General features: G+C 62.0%; 14 protein-coding genes and 1 pseudogene. 5 read left to right on the forward strand and 10 right to left on the reverse strand.

Features of this window, described 5'->3' with window-relative positions; all coding sequences use genetic code 11:
* Positions 1–21: 21 nt before the first annotated feature.
* Positions 22–930: a LysR family transcriptional regulator gene (locus tag FX982_RS19245; RefSeq protein WP_172612088.1), complete on the forward strand. Its 909-nt coding sequence runs from the start codon at positions 22–24 to the stop codon at positions 928–930.
* 275 nt (positions 931–1,205) lie between these two features.
* Here the strand turns inward: FX982_RS19245 and FX982_RS19250 are convergent, their stop codons facing one another.
* From FX982_RS19250 to FX982_RS19260, 3 genes are all read right to left on the reverse strand, one after another.
* Positions 1,206–1,970, reverse strand: coding sequence for a 2-keto-4-pentenoate hydratase (locus FX982_RS19250; protein WP_172612089.1), 765 nt, complete (start codon positions 1,968–1,970; stop codon positions 1,206–1,208).
* 135 nt (positions 1,971–2,105) lie between these two features.
* On the reverse strand, positions 2,106–2,384 hold the full coding sequence (locus FX982_RS19255) for a DUF2790 domain-containing protein (RefSeq protein WP_172612090.1): 279 nt from the start codon (positions 2,382–2,384) through the stop codon (positions 2,106–2,108).
* A gap of 158 nt (positions 2,385–2,542) precedes the next feature.
* Entirely contained in the window at positions 2,543–3,454 is a 912-nt protein-coding gene (locus tag FX982_RS19260) for a LysR family transcriptional regulator (protein WP_172612091.1), read from the reverse strand.
* Between the two features lie 223 nt (positions 3,455–3,677).
* On the opposite strand from FX982_RS19260, the gene FX982_RS19265 reads away from it, so the two are divergent.
* A complete protein-coding gene (locus FX982_RS19265; protein ID WP_122537176.1) occupies positions 3,678–4,565 on the forward strand; it encodes a DMT family transporter in 888 nt (295 codons plus the stop codon).
* Positions 4,566–4,726: 161 nt separating this feature from the next.
* Here FX982_RS19265 and FX982_RS19270 read toward each other — a convergent pair whose 3' ends face one another.
* From FX982_RS19270 to FX982_RS24915, 4 genes and pseudogenes are all read right to left on the reverse strand, one after another.
* Positions 4,727–10,342: a putative Ig domain-containing protein gene (locus FX982_RS19270; protein WP_172612092.1), complete on the reverse strand. Its 5,616-nt coding sequence runs from the start codon at positions 10,340–10,342 to the stop codon at positions 4,727–4,729.
* 416 nt (positions 10,343–10,758) lie between these two features.
* The gene (locus FX982_RS19275; protein WP_172612093.1) at positions 10,759–11,970 is read right to left on the reverse strand and encodes a GGDEF domain-containing protein; all 1,212 of its coding nucleotides are present in this window, start codon (positions 11,968–11,970) and stop codon (positions 10,759–10,761) included.
* 138 nt (positions 11,971–12,108) lie between these two features.
* Complete coding sequence (locus FX982_RS24910; RefSeq protein WP_438826339.1) at positions 12,109–12,948, reverse strand: methyl-accepting chemotaxis protein; 840 nt, start codon at positions 12,946–12,948, stop codon at positions 12,109–12,111.
* Between the two features lie 63 nt (positions 12,949–13,011).
* Positions 13,012–13,998 (reverse strand): annotated as a pseudogene (locus FX982_RS24915) (cache domain-containing protein); the annotation flags it as partial.
* Between the two features lie 342 nt (positions 13,999–14,340).
* Between FX982_RS24915 and FX982_RS19285 the strand changes: the two are divergent.
* Positions 14,341–14,766: a VOC family protein gene (locus FX982_RS19285; protein ID WP_172612095.1), complete on the forward strand. Its 426-nt coding sequence runs from the start codon at positions 14,341–14,343 to the stop codon at positions 14,764–14,766.
* 18 nt (positions 14,767–14,784) lie between these two features.
* On the opposite strand, the gene FX982_RS19290 is transcribed toward FX982_RS19285, so the two are convergent.
* Together FX982_RS19290 and FX982_RS19295 are read right to left on the reverse strand one after the other, a co-directional pair.
* Positions 14,785–15,663 carry a LysR family transcriptional regulator gene (locus FX982_RS19290; protein ID WP_172612096.1) on the reverse strand — a complete coding sequence of 293 codons (879 nt, stop codon included), beginning with the start codon at positions 15,661–15,663 and terminating at the stop codon, positions 14,785–14,787.
* Between the two features lie 129 nt (positions 15,664–15,792).
* Positions 15,793–16,884 (reverse strand): NADH:flavin oxidoreductase/NADH oxidase, encoded by a 1,092-nt coding sequence (locus FX982_RS19295; RefSeq protein ID WP_172612097.1) that lies wholly within the window; start codon positions 16,882–16,884, stop codon positions 15,793–15,795.
* A gap of 86 nt (positions 16,885–16,970) precedes the next feature.
* On the opposite strand from FX982_RS19295, the gene FX982_RS19300 reads away from it, so the two are divergent.
* Positions 16,971–17,270, forward strand: a complete 300-nt coding sequence (locus tag FX982_RS19300; protein ID WP_438826288.1) for an ArsR/SmtB family transcription factor — start codon at positions 16,971–16,973, stop codon at positions 17,268–17,270.
* A 93-nt stretch (positions 17,271–17,363) separates the two neighbouring features.
* Here the strand turns inward: FX982_RS19300 and FX982_RS19305 are convergent, their stop codons facing one another.
* On the reverse strand, positions 17,364–18,389 hold the full coding sequence (locus FX982_RS19305; protein WP_172612099.1) for a hypothetical protein: 1,026 nt from the start codon (positions 18,387–18,389) through the stop codon (positions 17,364–17,366).
* A 265-nt stretch (positions 18,390–18,654) separates the two neighbouring features.
* Here FX982_RS19305 and FX982_RS19310 point away from each other — a divergent pair, with 265 nt between their 5' ends.
* A complete protein-coding gene (locus FX982_RS19310; RefSeq protein WP_172612100.1) occupies positions 18,655–19,707 on the forward strand; it encodes a GGDEF domain-containing protein in 1,053 nt (350 codons plus the stop codon).
* Positions 19,708–19,755: the final 48 nt, after the last annotated feature.

The raw sequence follows: 19,755 nt of genomic DNA on the forward strand, positions 1-19,755 counted from the left end.
TATCGGTATCTGGAGTATCGAATGGATCGCTATACGGAATTGCGCAGCTACGTCCTGGTGGCCACCCGTGGCAGTTTTGCCGCCGCGGCGCTGGTGGAGGGCGTGACGCCGGTGATCATGGGCCGGCGACTGAGTGCGCTGGAGGATCGGCTGGGGGTGAAGCTGATACATCGCTCGACGCGGGGCCTGACCTTGACCGATGCGGGGGAGTCGTATCTGGAAAACGCCAAGCTGGTGCTGCAGTCATTCGAGGAACTGGACGCCAGCATCAGCGAGAACGAAACCAGCGTGCGTGGGCACTTGGTGGTGTCGGCACCGGCCGGGTTCGGCCGTCAGCACGTCGCGCCCCATGCGCCGGAATTCCAGGCGCGGTTCCCGGATTTGCAGCTTTCGTTCAACCTCACCGACAACGTGGTGGATCTGGTGCGTGAGGGCTATGACATGAGCATCCGCATCGGCGAGGTGCTGGACCCGAACTACGTCGCCATCAAGCTGTACGCCAACAAACGCGTGGTCTGTGGCTCGCCGGCGTATTTCGCCGAGCATGGATTTCCCCAGGTGCTTGAGGATCTGGCGCAGCACAATTGCCTGTCGTTCAACCTGCAGGGCGGCCAGCATCGCGGCTGGACGTTTCAGCGCGAGGGCAAGCCGGTGGCGATCAAGGTGGCGGGCAATCTGTACTGCAACGATGGCGAGCTGCTGTATGACTGGGCCAAGCGCGGGCTGGGCCTGAGCTGGCGTTCGACGTGGGAGATTCAGAACGAGGTTGAAAGCGGTGCGCTGCTCACCGTGCTGGATGAGTTCGCTTTGCCCAGTTACGACATCCAGGGCGTGTACCCGCAACAGCATTACCTGCCGGCGAAAGTCCGGTTCTTTATCGCGTTTCTGAAAGAGGTGTACAACCGGCCGGGGTACTGGCGGCAGGGGTGAGCCGTGATCCCTGCGCTCGATCCAAAAGCTTCCCGGCTAAAGCCGGTCCCACACGTCGTGCGCGGTCGGTAGGACCGGCTTCAGCCGGGAACAGCCCATAAAGCGCACGCTGCTTTAGGTAGGACCCGCGCCGGCGGGAACAGGGCAGAAAGCACACGATGCATTTAGTGGGACCGGCTTTAGCCGGGAAGGGGCCGTAACTGGCGCTGAAGGTAGGTTGGATGCACCGACGTCTTCCCGGCTAAAGCCAGTCCCACCAATGGTGAGCGAGAAACCTAAATCAACTCCACCGACACCGCCGGCAGTCCGCGAATCTGCCCGACCGCCAGGCCCGGCCCGCTGGTCTTGTACATCCCGGTGTAGGAACCGGTGGTGATCACCATCTCCGGCGTCACGTTCAAGCCATTCTGTGTGTGGTGATTGACCAGCCACGGCAGCAAACGCCGCGGGTCGCCGGCCGGATTTGCGCCGTCGCCCGGCACGATGTCTTCATCGCCATACGTGAAGCTCAGCGCCGGTTCAACGAAAGGGAAGCTGGCGTCGTATGGGATGAATTCGCCGATGATCAGCGCGCCATGGTTGAGCAGGTCGCCCAAAGCCAGCAACGGCTCGATCTTCGGCCAGGCCGCGAAACGGCTCGACACCACTTCAATGGTCGCGCCCATTGTCGCGATGCTGCTCAGCACTTCTTCATCCGAATACGCCTCTTCGCGAGGGGCGAATTCGCGGCCAAGACGAAACGCGATTTCCAGCTCCAGAATTGGCGAAGGGTAGTCGACGCACTCGACCTGACTGCCGCTGGCGAAAATACCGTCGTCCGGCAGCAGCGCACCGTTGATGGGCCCGGTCGGCGATTTGGCGCCGACCTTCCACCCGCCCACAGAGGTGTCGCGCAGACGCAGAATCTCGCGCTGGAGCGCGTAGGCACTGGCCGCATCGGCGGGGACGTATTCATGGAGAATGTCGGTGATTTTCTGACCGGCGCCCATGGCGGCGACGATCAGTTCGGCAATGTTCGCTGGGTGAGACGATGGATTCACGCGAGTCTTCCTTCAGGTGATTGATGGAAAGCGCCCCGTTCCTTGTGTTGCTGTGGCAAAGGATGACGGAGCCAGCGCGACCACTCTAACCCTATTTCAACAAGTCGGCAGAGGTGGGGTTCGTGCCGCCATCCATCAGCTGTGCTCGCAGGCATCGCCCAGGCGGGTGTATTCCAGCTTGTGGGCGACGCCTTTGCTGTCGACGTATTCCATCTGCGCCTTGACCGGAGCGCAGGGATTGGCAGGGTTGCTGGCGCTGGTGACGCGCACCACTTTGGCGATGTCGAGGTCTTCGCTGTAATCGTACTGAGCGCTTTGCTCGGCCGTCGCGGCGGGCGCATTGGATGTGACGGGTTCATTGGCAGACGCAAAAAGGCTAACCAGGGAAAGGGCAACAAACAGGGGAAATTTCATGATGGCGTGCTCGCATCCAGGTGAAGTGCGAGCGCGGGGGAGAGGCTCGCTGATGGAGCCATGTTAAGCAGCGGAGTTCAGCGGCAGAAATGGTGGTTGTCGATAGCGCCCATCATCGCAGCTGATGGGGTCTCAGTCGGCCCTCGGTCCAGGAATCATCAGCCCGGCCCGGCGCTGTACTCCAGATCAGCGCGCAACCGCTGGACGCAGAAATCCACGAACGAGCGCACTTTGGATGACCCCCGTCGCCCTTCGACGTAGACCACGTACACCGGCATCGGCCTGACCTCGAAATCTTCGAGCACGGCGCACAACGTGCCGGCCTGCAAGTGTCGGCGGATCTGATAGGAGGGCACCTGGGTCAGGCCCCAGCCATCGACCGCCGCATGAATGGAGGCGGTGAAGGACGTCATCGACAACCGCGACCTGACTTTCACTTCCTGATGCTGGCCTTCGATCCGGAATGTCCAGTCGGGGCTGCGGCCGGTGATCATCACGGAAACGGTTTCGCGCTCGATGAGGTCGCCGGGATGCTGCGGCGTGCCATGGACGGCGAGGTAGGCCGGGGAGGCGCAGACCATGCGGCGGACGGTGCCGGCCTGAATGGCGGTCATCGACGAGTCGGGTAGCTCGCCGATGCGCACGGACACGTCAATGCCTTCCTCCAGTTGCCCGGCGATCCGGTCCATCAACAGCCCTCGGATCTGCACCTGAGGGTGCTGAGTCAAGTAGTCGGTCATGATCGGCGTGACGTGCAGGTCGCCGAACACCTGCGGCGCGGTAACGGTGAGTAACCCGCGCGGCGTCCCATGAATGCCGGCAGCGGCGTTTTCGGCTTCGTGCAGATCCGCCAGCAGGCGGCGGCAATCGTCGGCGAAGCGCACGCCGGCTTCGGTCAGGCGCAACTGGCGGGTGGTGCGCACGATCAGCAAGGTGCCGAGCCGCGCCTCCAGCTGCGCGACGGCGCGGGTCACCGTCGCCGTGGACACGTTCAGGTTGCGCGACACTGCCGCGAAGCTGGGGCCTTCGGCGACGGCGGCGAAAAGGGTCATTTCCTGAATGCGGTCCACTGAGCGTCCGTTTCCGAGCCAACGAGAGCGGCAGTCTGCGGCAAATCCGGGCAAGCGGAAAGGCCTGACCCAGGCAGTCAGAAAAACACCTGCCTGGTCATGTTTGCTTGGTGCTCCGGCGACGGGTTCTATATTCTTGCTGAGGCTGGGCTCCTCGAACGAAAGCCGGCGCTCGACACGGCAAGGGACAGACCCGCATTCACGCAAGGCCAAAGGAACGCAGATGAGCACCACCAGCACGCCGCTCTCCGGCGTCAACCAGCCGTTGAAAGGCATCGCACTGATTCTGTTTGCGACCTTTCTGTTTTCCAGTCACGACACCCTGTCCAAGTACCTCTCCGGTATCTACCCGATCATGATGGTGGTCTGGGTGCGCTACGTGGTGCACACCGGGCTGATGGCGTGCATTTTCATGCCGTCATCGGGGTTGCGTGTGTTGCGCACCAAGCGCCCGGGTTTGCAGGCGTTGCGCGCGGTGTGCCTGCTGGGCACGAGCCTGCTGTTCACCAGCGGCCTGATGTTCATTCCGATTGCCGAAGCGACGGCGGTCAACTTCCTCGCGCCGCTGCTGGTCACGGCGCTGTCGGTGCCACTGCTCAAGGAGACGGTCAGCCGCGGGCAATGGATCGCCGTGCTGGTGGGCTTCAGCGGGGTGCTGGTCATCGTCCATCCCGGGGGCGAGCTGTTCCGGCCAGCGGTGCTGCTGCCGTTGGGCTCGGCGTTCTGTTTCGCCTGCTACCAGTTGCTGACCCGTCTGGTCGCGGCGCACGACAGCCCGACCACCAGCAACTTTTTCGCCGGGCTGTTCAACAGCCTGTTGATGAGCGCGATCGTGCCGTTCTTCTGGCAGTCGCCGGAGTGGAAGCACATTCCGTTCATGCTGGCGCTGGGCACTTGCGGCATGGTCGCGCACTTGATGCTGACCCAGGCGTTCCGCTTCGCCGCGCCGGCCATGCTGGCGCCGTTCGGCTACTGTCAGATCGTCTTCGCCGGGCTGTGGGGCTACATCGTCTTCAACCACTCGCCATCGCTTGCCGCCCAGGCCGGCATCGCAATCATCTGCCTCAGCGGGCTGGCAGCTGCCTGGCAACAGCGCAAAAAAGGCGGTTGATGCCCGCGATCCTGTGAGTGGGGCAGGGTTCAGCGAGTCATGTTGGATGCACGCGATGCCGTGGGTGGGACCGGCTTCACCCGGGAAGGGGCCACTGAGTACGCTATCCATCAAAAAAAACGGCCTCCATTGCGGAGGCCGTTTGGTTTTCAGGCGATCAATCAGGCAACGAAGTCAGTCACGTGCAGCTCTTTGACGCCGACCAGCTGGATTTCGAAGTCCGGGGTCGCATCGGCGTTGACGCTGCCGTAGAGGATCCCGTCTGCGAAGCGCAGTTGCCCGGTCGCGTCGTTGCTGTCAAAGGCATTGCTGCCAATGAAGGTAAACGCGTCGATGCCCGGTGTCTGCGGGTTGGCGTCCAGGGCGCTGAAGTCGAGCAGATCGCCCTCGGCGCTCTTGAAGCCATTGATCACGTCGCGCAACGCACCGACGCCCATGTCCGCAACGGAGTCGAAGACATAGGTGTCTGCGCCGGTGCCGCCGGTCAGCGAATCGGTGCCTGCACCGCCGATCAAACGGTCGTTGCCCGAACCACCGAGCAGCGTATCGTTGCCCGCACCGCCGTTGAGCACGTTGGCGCCGCTGTTGCCGGTCAGGCTGTCGGCGAATGCGCTGCCGATCAGGTTTTCCACGCTCTTCAGTGTGTCCAGGCCCGAGCCGCCGGTGTTCTGTTGGGCCGAGGTCGACAGGGTGGCGGTGATACCGGCCTGCGCGCTGAAATAGGACACCGTATCGTTGCCGTCGCGACCGTCCAGCACGTTGTTGCCGATGCCGGCGAACAGTACGTTGTCCAGCGCGTTACCGATGCCATTGGCTGCATCGGCACTGTCGATGTACAGGTTTTCGACGTTGGCGCCCAGGGTGAACGTCGCCAGGGTGCTGTGCACGCTGTCGATGCCACCCGAGACGCGATCAGCGTTGGTTTCGATCACACTGTCGCCGCTGTTGTCGACGTAGTACGTGTCGCTGCCGTTGCCGCCGCTCATGCTGTCGGCACCGCCTGCGCCGTCGATCACGTTGGCCGCCGCGTTGCCGGTGATGAAGTTGCGCAGCTCGTTACCGTTGCCGTCGATGGCTGAAACGCCGGTGAGCACCAGGTTTTCCAGATTCGCGCCGAGGGTCCAGCTGACCGACGCCTGCACGGTGTCGATCTGCGATGGCGAGTCGCTGCTTTCGGTGACGCTGTCGAAGGCGTTATCGACGATGTAAATGTCGTTGCCGTCGCCACCGCTCATGCTGTCGGCGCCGAGGTCGCCATCCAGCGTGTCATTGCCGGACGAGCCCACCAGGGTGTCGGCCTGGTCGGTGCCGAAGATCATGCCGCCTTCGTTCTGCGCACCGTCGAAGATCGCCTGCACGCTGTTGTTGTCGCTCGGGTCACCCTTGAAGCCCAGGTCGTCGGCGATGTAGTCGGCCAGACGCTGACCGACGATCTCGGCAGACTCTTCGTGCAGGTGCCAGACATCATCGGGGTAGACCAGCGGGTCGACTTCGTGGCGCAGGGGCAGGTCGGTGTAATCCACCGCAATCTTCACGTCGTCACGCTGTGCGGCAATCGCTTCCTGGGTGGCGCGAACATAGCCGACGCCCTCGACGATGCCGGCGATCTTCTCTTCCGAGAAGCCGCGGGCGCGGGCTGCGTCCTGGTCGTAGTGACCGGTTTCCATCATGTACACGTTGAAGTTGCCGAACTGCGCGTGCAGGTAATCAAACACCGACAATGTCGCCGCCTTGTACGCCGCCGCAGCCGCTTCCTTGTCCGAAGCGCGGGCGATTTCCTGCGCCGCTTCTTCGCCCTGGCCCCAGATGATGCCCATGGTCACGTTGTCGATCGACTTAAGCTCGGTGAGCTGGTCGTTCAACAGGGCCACGGCGCGCAACAGGGCCGGGCCCGGTTGGTCGATGTCGGTCAGCCACCAGCACAGCTTCAATTCTTCGGCGCCGAGGGTCGACATGCCGTTGACCGTGCTGCCGCCCACCGCGATGTCGATGCCATTGCCGTCCGCATCGTTGAACTGGCTGCGCACGTCGTAAGTGGTGTACTTGCTCAGGCCGTCGACCAGCATGGTGGTGCCGGACTGGCTGTCGTCTTCGGTCATGCGCAGCAGACGTGCGTTGGATTGACCGAGGGTCGGCAGGAACAGAATGTCCTGGTCAGCCCGTGAGCCGAACACGAAGTCGTCGGCCGTGAGGGTGTTCAGGTAGTTGCCGCTCAGAGCGATCTCGAAGCGGTGACCATCAGCGTCGGGCACGCTCGATTTGATGTACGTCTTGTCGCCAGCGGCATTCAGGCTCAGGTAAAGCGTGCCGTTGCTGCCGTCGCCCAGCCCGAGGAAACCCAGGGTCGAGACGTCGATCTTGTCCACGCCGTGGGTGAAGTCGTAAATCGTGTCGGTGGCCGTGACGCCGCCGGTGTTGTAGTCCCGGTAGCTGTCCTGCACGCTGGTGTAGCGGAAGGTGTCGGCACCGTCGCCGCCGTACAACGAGTCGCGACCTGCGCCGCCGTCGATGATGTCCGGGCCTGCGCCGGCGCGAATGGTGTCGTTGCCGCCCAGGCCGAGGATCAGGTCCGCGCCTACCGTGCCGGCGATGGTCTCTGCATTGTCAGTGCCGGTGATGGTGCTGGCCGGTGCGTCGGCCACGGCCAGCGCAAAGCTGTCACTGACTGACGCGCCCGACGGATCAGTCGCTTTGATCAGCAGTGTGTAATTGCCGGAGGCGGTGCTGGTGGGCGTGCCGCTGAAGGTCAGGAGGGTGCTGTCGAAGGTGAGCCAGTCGGGCAGGGCGCTGCCGTCGGCCAGGGTCGCGGTGTAAGTCAGCGTGTCGTTGTTACCGTCGGAGAAGCTGTTGCTGGTGACCGCGTAGGTAAATGGCGAGTTTTCCGTCGCGTTCTGGTCCAGCAGCGGAATCACCACCACCGGCGCGACGTTGCTGGGCACGTTTTGATTGGTGAAGACGAAATGGCTGGCGTTGAGGCTGCCGGCCAGATTACCCGCAAGCGACAGCTCGAAACGGTTGCCGCTGGCGTCCGCTACGTTGTCTTTGACGTAGGTGCGGTTGGTGTTGGCGTTATAGGTCACTTGCAGCGTGCCGTTGAGGCCGTTGCCCAGCCCGCTGTAGCCCAGGGCCGAGACGTCGATCTTGTCGGCGGCCACGTCGAAATCGAGGATCTGGTCGCTGGCGCTGGTGGTGGCCGTGCGATAGCTGTCCTGGGTGGAGGTGAAGCGGAACACGTCCGACCCTGCGCCGCCGGTGAGTTTGTCGGCACCGGCGCCACCGATGAGGATGTCGTTGCCGTCGCCGCCATTCAGGGTGTCATTGCCCGCGCCGCCGAAGAGCTGATCGTTGCCGGTGGTGCCGGTCAGGTTGTCATTGCCCGGCGTGCCGTTGATCTCGCCCGGCGTCACTGGCACGTCCTGGACGGCGAGGGTGAAGCTGTCGCTGACAGTGGCGTTGCTCCCATCGCTTGCAGTGATTTTGATCGCGTATGTGCCCGACGCGGTGTTGCCCGGGGTGCCGCTGAACGTGCGGGTTGCGGCGTCGAAGGTCAGCCAGGCCGGCAGGGCCGTTCCGTCAGCCAGGGTCGCGGTGTAGCTGAGGGTGTCGTTGTCCGGGTCGGTGAAGCTGGTGCCTGGCACGACGTAGCTGAACGGCGTGTTTTCGGTGGCGTTCTGGTCCAGCAACGGATTGGCCACCACGGGCGCCTGATTCACCGTCGGCGCAGTGGCGAACACGAAGTTGGCGCTGGTCAGTTTGTCGAGGTAGTTGCCTACGAGCGCGACTTCAAAACGATTGCCCTCGGCATCAGCGGTCAACGACTTGATGTAGGTCTTGTCGCCGGCGTCGTTGAGCACCGCGTACACGGTGTTGTTCATGCCGTCGGCAAGGCCGGTGAAGCCCAGCTTGGAGAGGTCGATCTTGTCGGCGGTGACGTCGAAATCGGTGATCACGTCGCCCAGATTCGCGCCGCCGGCGTTGTAGTTGCGGTAGCTGTCGGTGCGGCTGGAGAACACGAAGGTGTCAGCGCCGGCGCCACCACTCAGGGTGTCTTGCCCGGCGCCACCGTCGAGACGATCGTCACCACCGCCGCCGGCCAGGCTGTCAGTGCCGGCAAGGCCCAGCAGTGTGTCGGCCCCGTCAGTGCCCTGCAGCGAATCATTGCCGGTCGTGCCAGTGAGGGTTCGGTTGAAGATGAAGTTGTCGGCGGTCAGGGCGCTGACCAGATTGCCCGCGAGGATCAGCTCGAAGCGATTGCCGTTGGCGTCGGCATCGTAATCCTTGATGTAGGTGCGGTCGTTGCTGGCGCTGTAGCTGATCTGCAGGGTACCGCCACGGCCGTTGCCCAGGCCTGTGAAGCCCAGGCCGGCGAGGTCGATCTTGTCCTGGGTCGGGTCGAAGTCGGTGATGGTGTCATCAAAGCTGGTTGTCGCGGTGCGGTAGCTGTCGGTTTCGCTGGTGAAGCGGAAAATGTCCGCGCCTGCGCCGCCGGTCAGCTTGTCGATCCCGGCCCCGCCGATGAGGATGTCGCTGCCGCCACCGCCGTTGACGATGTCATTGCCCGCGCCGGCGTAGAAAATCTCGTTGGCGTCGCTGCCCGTCAGGGTGTCATTGCCGTCGGTGCCCTGAACCGCCACCACGGGCACGGTCGCGCTGACGTAGCTGCCATCGCCGTACAACAGGGTGTCGCCCTTGGTGGTGTGGCTGATGGTGTTGCCGATGATGGCGTTACGGTCGGTACCGTCTTCATTGCGCTCGGCCACGCCATAGGTCGACAGGGCGCTGCCGTTGATGGTGTTGCCCTGGATGGTGTTGTCGCTGCCGTTGAAATACTTGCCCGAAACGCCGTTGGTGTCGTCGTAGGACTGAATGATGATTTCCGGTACGCCGCCGCCCAGGGCGTTGTTGCTCAGCGTGTTGTTGATCACGTCGACGTTGTTGCTGCCGTAGATGCGCACACCGGCGCTGGCGTTGTCGTGGATGTCGACGCCGGTCATGGTGACCTCGCTGGACAGCTTGATCAGCACGCCTTCGGCACCGTTGCCGTAGACCTCGCCGCCGGTAATGGTGATGTTGTTCGGCGAAGGGATGTTCTCGCTGCCGCGCTGCACCACGATGCCGCCACCGCCGTTGCCATAGGCCACGTTGTTGCTCAGGGTGAAGTCGTGGCTGCTGGTGACCACGTTGAAGCCGTGGCGATCGTTGTCGTAGGCGATGTTGTTTTCGAAGGTGCTGTCGCTCAGGAAATCAGCGACGAAGCCGTCCAGGCCGTTGCCATGGGACACGCTGTTCTTGATGACCATGTTGACGGTCTGTTCGTGGGGGTCGAAGCCGTAACCGGAGCAGTCCTTGATCTCCACGCCGTCAAGGGTGACGTTGGAGTCGTAGCCTTCTTTGCCGGGGATGAAGCCGTTGAACCAGCCGTCGATCTTGCCTGTGGTGTTGTCGCGGTTGCCGTCGATGGTCAGGTTGCTCAGCCCGAAGTCGTGGGTTTCTTCGCCATAGGCGGAACGGATGATGCCGGTGATTTTGGTATCCGAACCGTCGGCCACCTTGATGTTTGAGACGCCCATGCCGTCGCCGTACATGTAGACATTGCTCTTGAGCATGAGGCAACCGTCGGAAGGTTCCTCACCGCCTGACACGATGTAGGTCCCGGGGGGTACATAAACCTGTCCTCCGCCGGCAGCCGCTGCCGCATCAATCGCTTGTTGAATGGCCGCGGTGTCGTCAGAAACGCCATCTCCTTTGGCGCCAAAATTTTGGACGTTAAAAATCATGTACTTATCTCCGGTCACAGGCTGAGGTCTCGCTGCATGCCAATTTCCAATCGGCGTGCACGCAGGTATGACCTACCGGAACGGAAAAGTTGTAGCCGTACGTCGGGAAACCGTCGTTTTGTGACGGTCGGCACATTTTTGCTGCTTGTTGTGTCACCTATTTGACGCTTGGAGGGTTGTGGTTTTCTGGCACTTTGGTGAGCAGGAGGGTGGATCTCGGTCCCACAGCGTTCGCGTGCAGCCAGTGACTCTGGATGCACGCGATGCTTTTTAGTGGGACCGGCTTCCGCCGGGAAGAGGCCAGCGTGTACACCATCAATCGTGCGGTATGACAACCGGCGCCTTCCCGGCTAAAGCCGGTCCCACAGGGTGATCGCACTCATTCAGTCGGGACCGCGGTTTGCTGGAAGGGCTCGTCAGGCTACTTCAGCAGGAGCGCAGCGCAGGCAGTCACGGCCTTCGCCTTTGGCGGCATAGAGAGCCTTGTCGGCCATGGCGATGAGCACTTCTGCGCTGGTGTGCGTTGCGCTGGCAATGGCGAGACCGAGGCTGATGGTGACCCTGGCTCCATCGCCCAGCACCGGGTGGGGAACGTTCAGCGCGGCGACCGCTGCACGGAGGTTTTCCGCCAGCGCCCTGGCCTGGGCCGGGTGGGCGTGGGTCATGAGCACGAGGATTTCTTCTCCGCCAAAGCGGAAGGTCAGGGCATCGGCTTTCTGCGCGGTGCGCTGGATTACGCCACTGAGCAGCCGCAGGCAAGTGTCGCCCTGCAGGTGCCCATAGTTGTCGTTGTAGGATTTGAAGTGATCAATGTCCAGCAGGATGACCGCAACGTTCATGGGCGTCTGCGCCGCGCGGCTCCACAGTGACGCCAGCACCTCGCCCTGAAAACGCCGGTTGAATAACTGCGTCAGTGAATCGATGCGCGCCAGTTCCACCAGCTGCGCGCGCAGCAACCGCCCGCGTAATGCAAACAGGTAGCTCAACCGACTGCCGTGCTCCAGAAACCACGACGCCATCATCAGCAGCGCGCCAGCAGAGAAGAAAAGCAGCGCGTTGGCCTGCCAGATCTTGTAGTCGGCGAAGTCTGCGAGATAAGTCGTTACCAGCTGGATGACCAGCATGCAGGCCATGGCCACCGCTGCGCAGCGCACCGGCACCTGCTGGATCACCGTGCAATACACCATGATCAGCAGCATCCCCAGCTGATAGTGCAAGCGGAACGGGCTTTCGCTGTAAATCATCGCCACCAGCGGCATCACCGAACACGTCACGGTGCCGATGGCTGCCGTTGTTTCGACGACCTGTCGGGTAGTGGCGCGCCGCGCGATGACTAACAGGATGACGAAGATCGGCGTCATCAGGCAGACACGGCCCAGCGCCACGTAGGTAAACATGTCGTTCAGGCTGAGCCAGTCGCTGACCATGAACAGGTTGTAGATGAGGATGCCGCCGATGCCCACTGCGGTCAGAAACTGCCGGCGTTGCTCGAGCGTCTCGGCTTCGTAACGGCTTTCCAGCTCGGTACTGAACCGCAGGCTGCGAAAACGCGACAGGATGGTGCGATCGACCTCGGCGAGAAGTTGCGCGTCGTTTGGACCGGGTCGATCAATGACAAAGGAAAGCATGTTGCACCAGAAGGGTGGGTTGACCGGACTATGACATCACCAATGATGCCTTAGTGCCATCATTTCGTCGGAGCGCCCATTCCGCAAGGACTGCCCGATCAAGCGTCGGGTTTGCGATGAACAGCGCCCCGTCGGACCTCAGATACGGAAACTGCCCACCAGCTGCGTCAAGCGCACCGACTGCCGTTCCAGGTCGGAACAGGCGCGCAAGGTGGCTTGCAGGTTTTCCACACCTTCCTGATTCAGCGTGTTGATTTCAGTGATATCCACATTGATCGCTTCGACCACCGAGGTCTGTTCCTCGGTGGCCGTGGCGACCGACTGGTTCATCGCGTCGATCTCGCCGATCCGCACGGTCACGCTTTCCAGGCTGGTGCCGGCCTGATTGGCAATGCTCACGCTTTCATGGCTCTCACGCTGACTGTCATTCATGATCGCCACCGCTTCCCGGGCGCCGTGCTGCAGCTCTTCGATCATTTTCTGAACCTGGCTCGCAGACTCCTGGGTGCGGTGCGCCAGACTGCGGACCTCGTCAGCGACGACGGCAAACCCGCGCCCGGCTTCCCCGGCGCGTGCTGCTTCGATGGCAGCGTTGAGGGCCAGCAGGTTGGTCTGCTGGGAGATCCCGGTGATGACTTCCAGAATCTGCCCGATGTTGGCGGTCTTGGCGTTGAGCTGTTCGATCTGCTCGCTGGCGCCGCTGATGCGCGTCGACAAGCGGTTCATTGCCTGAATGTTCTGACCGACCACGGCCTGACCGCTGGACGCCAGATTGCGCGCATCGCTGGAATGCCCGGAGGCCATGGCGGCGTTCTGCGCGATCTCCTGGGCCGCTGCACCCAGCTCATTGATGGCCGCCGCGACGCTGCTGGTGCGGTTGGCTTGCTGGTCAGAGTTGAGCATCGAAGAGTTCGACGCGCTGACCACGCGCAGTGCTACTTCGTTGAGTTGCACGGTGGAGGAGGCCACTTCGCGCATCGAGTCATGGATCCGCTCCACGAACAGGTTGAAGCCGTTGCCCAGGTAACCAAACTCGTCCTGGCTGAGGATTTCCAGGCGTTTGGTCAGATCGCCTTCGCCTGCCGCGATGTCGTGCATGGCGCGGCCCATGGTGTTCAGCGGACGCATCAGCACGTTGAGCAGCACGCCCAGCAGCAGGATGATCAGGACCACGGCGATGATCGTGGCGACGATGGCCGAGTTACGGAAATCTCCCAGCGCGGCGTAGGCCTGGCTTTTGTCCACGGCGATGCCGACGTACCAGTTGACCGACGGCAGACCGTCAACGTGGGCAAAGGTAATGATGTCGGTCCTGCCGGCGTGCTCGCTTTCGCTGATGTCCCTGGACAAACGCGGGGTAGCGCTCGGGTAGACCTCGGTCAGGGTTTTCATCACCAGCGAGGTGTCCGGATGCACCAGAATGCGGCCGTTGGCGTCGACCAGGAAGGCATGGCCGTCGTTCTGCAGGCGCAGCGCGCCAATCATTTTCACCAACACGTCCAGACTCAGGTCGCCGCCCGCGACCCCGGCGACGCCGGAAGCGCCTTTGACCGGCGTGGCGATCGTCACGATCAGGCCCTTGGTCACGGCGTCCAGGTAGGGTTCGGTCAACGTGGTCTTGCCGGCTTTCAGCGCATCGGTGTACCACGGACGAGTGCGCGGGTCGTAATCGCCGGGCATGTCGTCGGGCGGCTGCGTCACGAACGAGCCATCGGCCTTGCCCAGATAGATGCTCATGAACGTCGAGATCAGCGTCGGCTGACCGAGCAGGCGGTTGAATACTTCAGGCGACGGCGAAACGGCGGCGCCCTCGGCGACGTTTTCCACGAGCAGGATGCGTCCCGACATCCAGTTCTGAATATTACCGGCCGTACTTTCGCCCATCTGGTTCAGACTTTCCCTTAACTGATCCCGGATGGCATTGCGTTGCAGATAATCGTTGTAGAGGGTGAACAAGGTAAATGCGGCGATTACCACCAGCGAGGCGGCTAGCAGAATCTTGTGGCTGAATTTCAGGGATTTTGTCATGCCGTACGGGCCTTCAAGCAATTGCGGGGAAAGAATTACGCTGTGTCTGCCGGTCTATCGGCGGGCGCTGCGATAGATGGATGCCTTTCCGGCAAAAAGAGGCGTTGCATGAATGGAATCAGACAATCGGTCGAGAAACTGCTCCGTTCACCCGCGTGAGCCTCAGAAGCGTCTCAATAAGTTGGAGACAGTTATCAAGGCCGAAGCGAGGTGTCGGAAACGCTCGAGGGAGGACGCGATTGATCAAAATTCCCGGGGCTCAGCAGAGAAGATATGCGCTTTTGCGCCGGATGCTTTCAGGTCAACAATCCACGCATATTCACTCGACCCAAGGACCCGTACATGAGCCTCTCACCATTTCATCTCGCCATTCCTGTCTATGACCTCGCCGCCGCCCGCCACTTCTACGGCGACGTATTCGGTCTCTCGGAAGGCCGCTCCAGCGAGCAATGGGTCGATTTCGACTTCTACGGCCATCAGTTGGTCATCCACGAGCACCCGAAAACCACCTCTCAGGAATCCGTGCATTCCAATGCAGTGGACGGCCACGACGTGCCGGTCCCGCATTTCGGCATCATCTTGCAGTGGGCAGAATGGGAGGCTCTGGCGGAGCGTCTGCGCACCCGCGAAACAAAGTTCGTGATCGAACCCTACATCCGCTTTCAGGGCCAGGTGGGCGAGCAGGCAACCATGTTTCTGTTCGACCCGTGCGGCAACGCGCTGGAATTCAAGGCGTTCAAAGACATGAGCCAGCTTTTCGCCAAATAAGCGGTTGCCAGGTAGCGGTCAGCGCGCCGGGTGTTCCAGGGCATCGATGACGCAACGGCGAAACAGATCCAGCAGCGGCGTGTCCCGCTGGAGGTACTTGCTCACCAGCACGATTTCGCGGAAGAACGTCATCTCGCCCAGATCGATGATCCGCACGTCTTCGGCGTGCTCCAGCCACAACCCGGCCATGGGCACCAGCGACACGCCGAGCCCGGCGCGGACCATCTTGACGATAGCGTCCAGTTCGTCGAGTTCCAGGGTTTGTTGCACCTCAAGCTTGCGCTCGCGTAGAAACTGCGTTACCCGGCGCCCGCCGAACGAGCGCTGGTCGTAGCGAATGAAGGGGTTGTCGCTGAGTATCTGCCGCGGATCGTCGCCCTGTATGTTCGCCGGCATGATCAGCACAAAGGGTTCTTTGGCGATGACCTCGGCGTGCAGCTCTTTAGGCAGGGAGAAGGGCGGCTTGATCATGATCGCTAGGTCGAGCTCGCCGGCGTCCACTTGACTGAGCAGGTTCAGCGACACCCCCGGCACCAGGCTGGCTTCGATGAACGGCGCTTTGCTGCGCAGCAACACCAGGGCTTGCGGCAGAATGCCGGTCTGCGCCGTGCTAATGGCACCGATGCGCAGCGCGCCGCGGAAATCATTGGCGCTGTCGGGGCTGCCCATGCGCCCGAACAACTGCAGTATTTCGTCGGCCAGTGCCACGGCGCGTTGTCCGGCAGCGTTGAGGGTGGCTGCGCGGCCGGTGCGATCAAAGAGGGCGACACCCAAGGTATCCTCGAGGTTCTTGATTTGCGCGCTGACCGCCGATTGCGTCAGCCCGACCTCACGTCCGGCCGCCGCGAAGGTGCCTCGACGCGCGACGCAGACGAAGGTTTTCAACTCTCTGATCATCGTCAGGTCCTGGCAGGAAATTCAAATCGGGTAGGGCGCACCCACGGGCGGCCGGCAGCGGATAGTACCCAGTGCCGCCGACAAATAAAAATGCCGCCTCAATGGGCGGCATTTTGTATCGCGTGACGCTTAACGGTAGCGTTCCAGCCAGTGCGCGTAAGGCGCGGGCAGGGTCCACGAGGCTTTCTCGACGCCCAGTTCTTTGGCGGCGAAATAAGCCCAATGCGGATCCGCCAGATGAGCACGGCCGATCGACACCAGGTCCAGCTGACCGTTCTGCACGGCGGCTTGAGCCAGCTTCGGATCACCAAAGCCCCATGCCGAGGTCACCGGGATACCGGCTTCGCGGCGCACGCGTTCGGCGATCGGGCCCATGAAGGCCGGGCCCCACGGAATGTTGGTTTCCGGGATGGTGAAACCGACGCTGACGCTCAGCAAATCAAGACCGCCGGCCTTGAAGCGCCGCGCCAGTTCGATGGATTCGGTGAGGGTCTGCTCGTCACGGCCGTCGTACTCGATCACACCGAAGCGCGCGGTCAACGGCAGGTTTTCCGGCCAGACTTCACGCACGGCGGCGAGGGTTTCCAGCAGGAAGCGGCTGCGGTTGTCGAAGCTGCCACCGTAGGCATCGGTGCGCTGGTTGGAATGTTCGGAGAAGAAGCTCTGGCCCAGGTAACCGTGGGCGAAGTGTAGCTCGATCCACTCAAAGCCGACTTCACGGGCACGGCGTGCAGCGTCGACGAAGTCTTGCTTGACCCGGGCGATGTCCTCGAGGGTCATTTCCTGCGGGACTTTCGGCAGGTTGGCGCCGAAGGCGATGGCCGAGGGCGCGATGGTCTGCCAGCCCCGGGCATCATCGGCGGCCATGTGGTCGTCACCTTCCCATGGACGGTTGGCGCTGGCCTTGCGACCGGCGTGGGCGATCTGGATGCCCGGAACCGAACCGGCTGCCTTGATCGCCTGCACCGCAGGAATGAACGCCTTGGCGTGCTCGTCGCTCCAGATGCCGGCGCAACCCGGGGTGATGCGGCCCTCAGGGGAGACGGCAGTGGCTTCGACGACCACCAGGCCCGCACCACCGCGGGCCATGCTCGCGAGGTGAACGTGGTGCCACTCGTTGATGACGCCGTCGTCTGCCGTGTACTGGCACATTGGAGGAATGGCGATGCGGTTACGCAGGGTTACGTCCTTCAGCGTGAAGGGTTCGAACAATGCAGACATGGAAATAACTCCTGATGATTGAATTCGCTTGTTCGATAGTATTCGAAATATAGCGAAGAATGAAACCCCCCGTTATGATGTCCGCCATGCGCGCCTTCAAACACCCATTACCTGCCGAACTCACTCTTGAGCGTTTGCTTTACGCATTAAGTGACCCCGTGCGCCTCGAAATCGTTCGCTGTCTTTCCTCGGTGGCCGAGGCCACGTGCGGCGAGCTCGACGGCGGTCGGCCGAAGTCCAGCATGTCCCATCACTTCCGGGTCCTGCGCGACGCCGGCCTGGTGCACACGCGCAACATCGGCACCACGCACATGAATTCCCTGCGCACCGATGAGCTGGATATCCGCTTCCCGGGGTTACTGCGGTGCATTCTGTCTCAGGATTGAGCCTCGCAATTGCCGATGGACAGGGGAGAGTGGCCGGCAACGAAAATGGCCCGATCACAGGATCGGGCCATTTTTTTGCGTGACGCGCGACGCTTAGACAGCGCCGACGATTTTCGCTGCCGGTTGGGTACGACGACCCATCGCGCCAGCGCCTGCCGCAACAAGGGCCGACACCACGAGGGTAATCAACAGGATCCAGGCGGCGCGGGAGATATTCTTCGCCGCGACGTCCGCCGCTTCACGGGCCTTCTGTTCGGCCTGGGCTTTCAGCTCCTGATATTTGGCATACGCCTGGCGGTAGCTGGCCTGGGCCTGATCAACGATCTGGTTGGCTTCGGCGTCGGTCTTGTTGCCACGGGCCTTGATCAGGTTCACGAACGCCTGACGGTCAGCCGCATCCCACGCCTGGTCGCCCTTGGCTTTCAGACGGTCCAGCAAGCCGCTCAGTTGCTCGTCAGCCTGTTGCGGAGATTCAGCGCTGCGCTGCGCGGTGTTTTTAGCGTCTTGCTGGGTAGTGGCGACATCCTGCTTGACCTGGTTCGGGTCCAGCTCAGGCTTGCCGGTCTGACGCATGGCTTGTTCGATTTCACCCTGGATATCGTCCAGATTGAAGTCGATGCCCTGGGCACGCAGCTGCTCCTGAATCTTGCCGCCAACGGCCGGGGCCACTTGCGCAATACCGTTGCCCACCGCCGACAGGCCGCTGCCCGCCAGGTTCAGGCCGCCACGCACGACGCCGGTTACGGCGCTGGACACCAGGTAAACGCTGATCAGCGAAACACTGGCCCACACCAGAATACCGTGGAAGGCGCCCTCGCGATGGGCCAACCGGCCGGCGGCCCAACCCCCGACGAACATGGAAATGACCATACTCACACCCAGCCAGATGCCGGTGCCTTTGCCCATGCCCGCCAACGGGTCAGCTTCTTGCAATGGATCGATGCTGGCGCTGCCGATGGCAGTGCCCAGCAGGCTGAGCATCAGCGAAACCACCAGTGCGAGCACCACACCGGCCAGAATGGCGCCCCAGGAAATACGTTTGAGCAAAGGGGCAACAGCAGTGCCTCGGTAGACGGGATCGTCGTAGCCAGCGGGTGTTACTCGGTCATCGCGAATCATGGTGGCAGTTCCTTTAGTCATTGACTGAACGCAAGAATCCTTGCGCTTACTTCAGATGACACTGGCCGTTTTTAAATAGTTTTATCCCTGCAGCAAATAAAACACGGGCAAAACGCCTAAACTTTAAATCGTTGGTAAAACAACGACATGCGATCAGATCAATTGGCGATTAAAGCTAAAACTTAGCGCGATATGGCGCCACGCCGGACACTGTTCTTAGCTATCTCCCATACCCACCGTATTCACTTTCCGCCGAGACACCCTGATGAACAGCCTTACCGCCGATGACCGCACTCAGGTCACTCGCGAAGCCACCGCTGAATACTGGAAACACATCATCCCGATCGTGCAGATCGCGTTCGCGATACACGTGCTGCTGCTGGGTTTGTTCCTGATCGTGGATCTGCCCGTGATGTGGGTCACCAACGCGGCGAGCGTCATGGCCTACATCGCGTGTCTGATGGCAATCAAACGCCGGCTGTATCGATGCGCCGGCATGCTCATCTGCATCGAAATCATCGCCCACGCCGCCATCGCCACCTGGAGGCTCGGCTGGGACAGCAACTTCCACCTCTATGTGTTCTGTATTGTCCCGATCATCGCCTTCGGCTTTCATTCATCACCAGTGCGCCGCGGCTGCCTGAGCGCTGCGGTGCTTATCGTCACGGTGGGCGGGTACCTCATGCGCAACAAAGTGCCCGTCGTCAGCATCAGCGAAAACGTCCAGGACCTGTTCGGTGCGGCCAACGCGCTGACCGCGACGGCGTTGTTGCTGCACGCCACGGCATTGTCGGTGCGCTTCAACCTGTCGATGCACATGAACCTTTACCACTCCGCCCACCGCGACAGCCTGACCAATCTCTATACCCGGCGGCGCGTGCTGCAGCGCCTGCGCCAGTTGGGCGGCGGGCGACGCGAGATCCCTACGGCACTGGTGCTGATTGACATTGATCATTTCAAACAGATCAACGACCAGCACGGCCACGACATGGGCGACGTGGTGCTGCAGCAGGTGGCCGACGTCATCGCCCGGTGCGTGCGTACCGCCGACATCGCCGCGCGCTGGGGCGGAGAAGAGTTTCTGGTGCTGATGCCCAACACCACCTTCGAGGAAGCCCGGCTGATCGCCGAGCGGATACTCATGCGCATCAGCGAGCAAGCCGGCGAGATCAGGCAGGTGAGCCTGACCCTGACGGCGACCCTCGCGGTGGCCATTCTGAAGGATGGGGAGGCCTTCCGGGATGCGCTGAACCGGGCGGATCAGCGCTTGTATGAAGGCAAGCAGGAGGGGCGCAATCGGGTCATGCTCGCGGAGTAAGTGCGGTGCGACGACGCATGATGTCGGCAGGACCGGCTTCAGCCAGAA

The sequence above is a fragment of the Pseudomonas graminis genome (assembly GCF_013201545.1).
Taxonomy (GTDB): Bacteria; Pseudomonadota; Gammaproteobacteria; order Pseudomonadales; family Pseudomonadaceae; genus Aquipseudomonas.

Excerpts from the sequence above, each read along its gene's own strand:
- FX982_RS19245 (WP_172612088.1), top strand. The coding sequence starts at position 22 with ATGGATCGCTATACGGAATTGCGCAGCTACGTCCTGGTGGCCACCCGT.
- FX982_RS19255 (WP_172612090.1), bottom strand. The coding sequence starts at position 2,384 with ATGAAATTTCCCCTGTTTGTTGCCCTTTCCCTGGTTAGCCTTTTTGCG.
- FX982_RS19265 (WP_122537176.1), top strand. The coding sequence starts at position 3,678 with ATGAGCACCACCAGCACGCCGCTCTCCGGCGTCAACCAGCCGTTGAAA.
- FX982_RS19270 (WP_172612092.1), bottom strand. The coding sequence starts at position 10,342 with ATGATTTTTAACGTCCAAAATTTTGGCGCCAAAGGAGATGGCGTTTCT.
- FX982_RS19275 (WP_172612093.1), bottom strand. The coding sequence starts at position 11,970 with ATGCTTTCCTTTGTCATTGATCGACCCGGTCCAAACGACGCGCAACTT.
- FX982_RS24910 (WP_438826339.1), bottom strand. The coding sequence starts at position 12,948 with ATGCGCGAAGTGGCCTCCTCCACCGTGCAACTCAACGAAGTAGCACTG.
- FX982_RS19285 (WP_172612095.1), top strand. The coding sequence starts at position 14,341 with ATGAGCCTCTCACCATTTCATCTCGCCATTCCTGTCTATGACCTCGCC.
- FX982_RS19290 (WP_172612096.1), bottom strand. The coding sequence starts at position 15,663 with ATGATCAGAGAGTTGAAAACCTTCGTCTGCGTCGCGCGTCGAGGCACC.
- FX982_RS19295 (WP_172612097.1), bottom strand. The coding sequence starts at position 16,884 with ATGTCTGCATTGTTCGAACCCTTCACGCTGAAGGACGTAACCCTGCGT.
- FX982_RS19300 (WP_438826288.1), top strand. The coding sequence starts at position 16,971 with ATGCGCGCCTTCAAACACCCATTACCTGCCGAACTCACTCTTGAGCGT.
- FX982_RS19305 (WP_172612099.1), bottom strand. The coding sequence starts at position 18,389 with ATGATTCGCGATGACCGAGTAACACCCGCTGGCTACGACGATCCCGTC.
- FX982_RS19310 (WP_172612100.1), top strand. The coding sequence starts at position 18,655 with ATGAACAGCCTTACCGCCGATGACCGCACTCAGGTCACTCGCGAAGCC.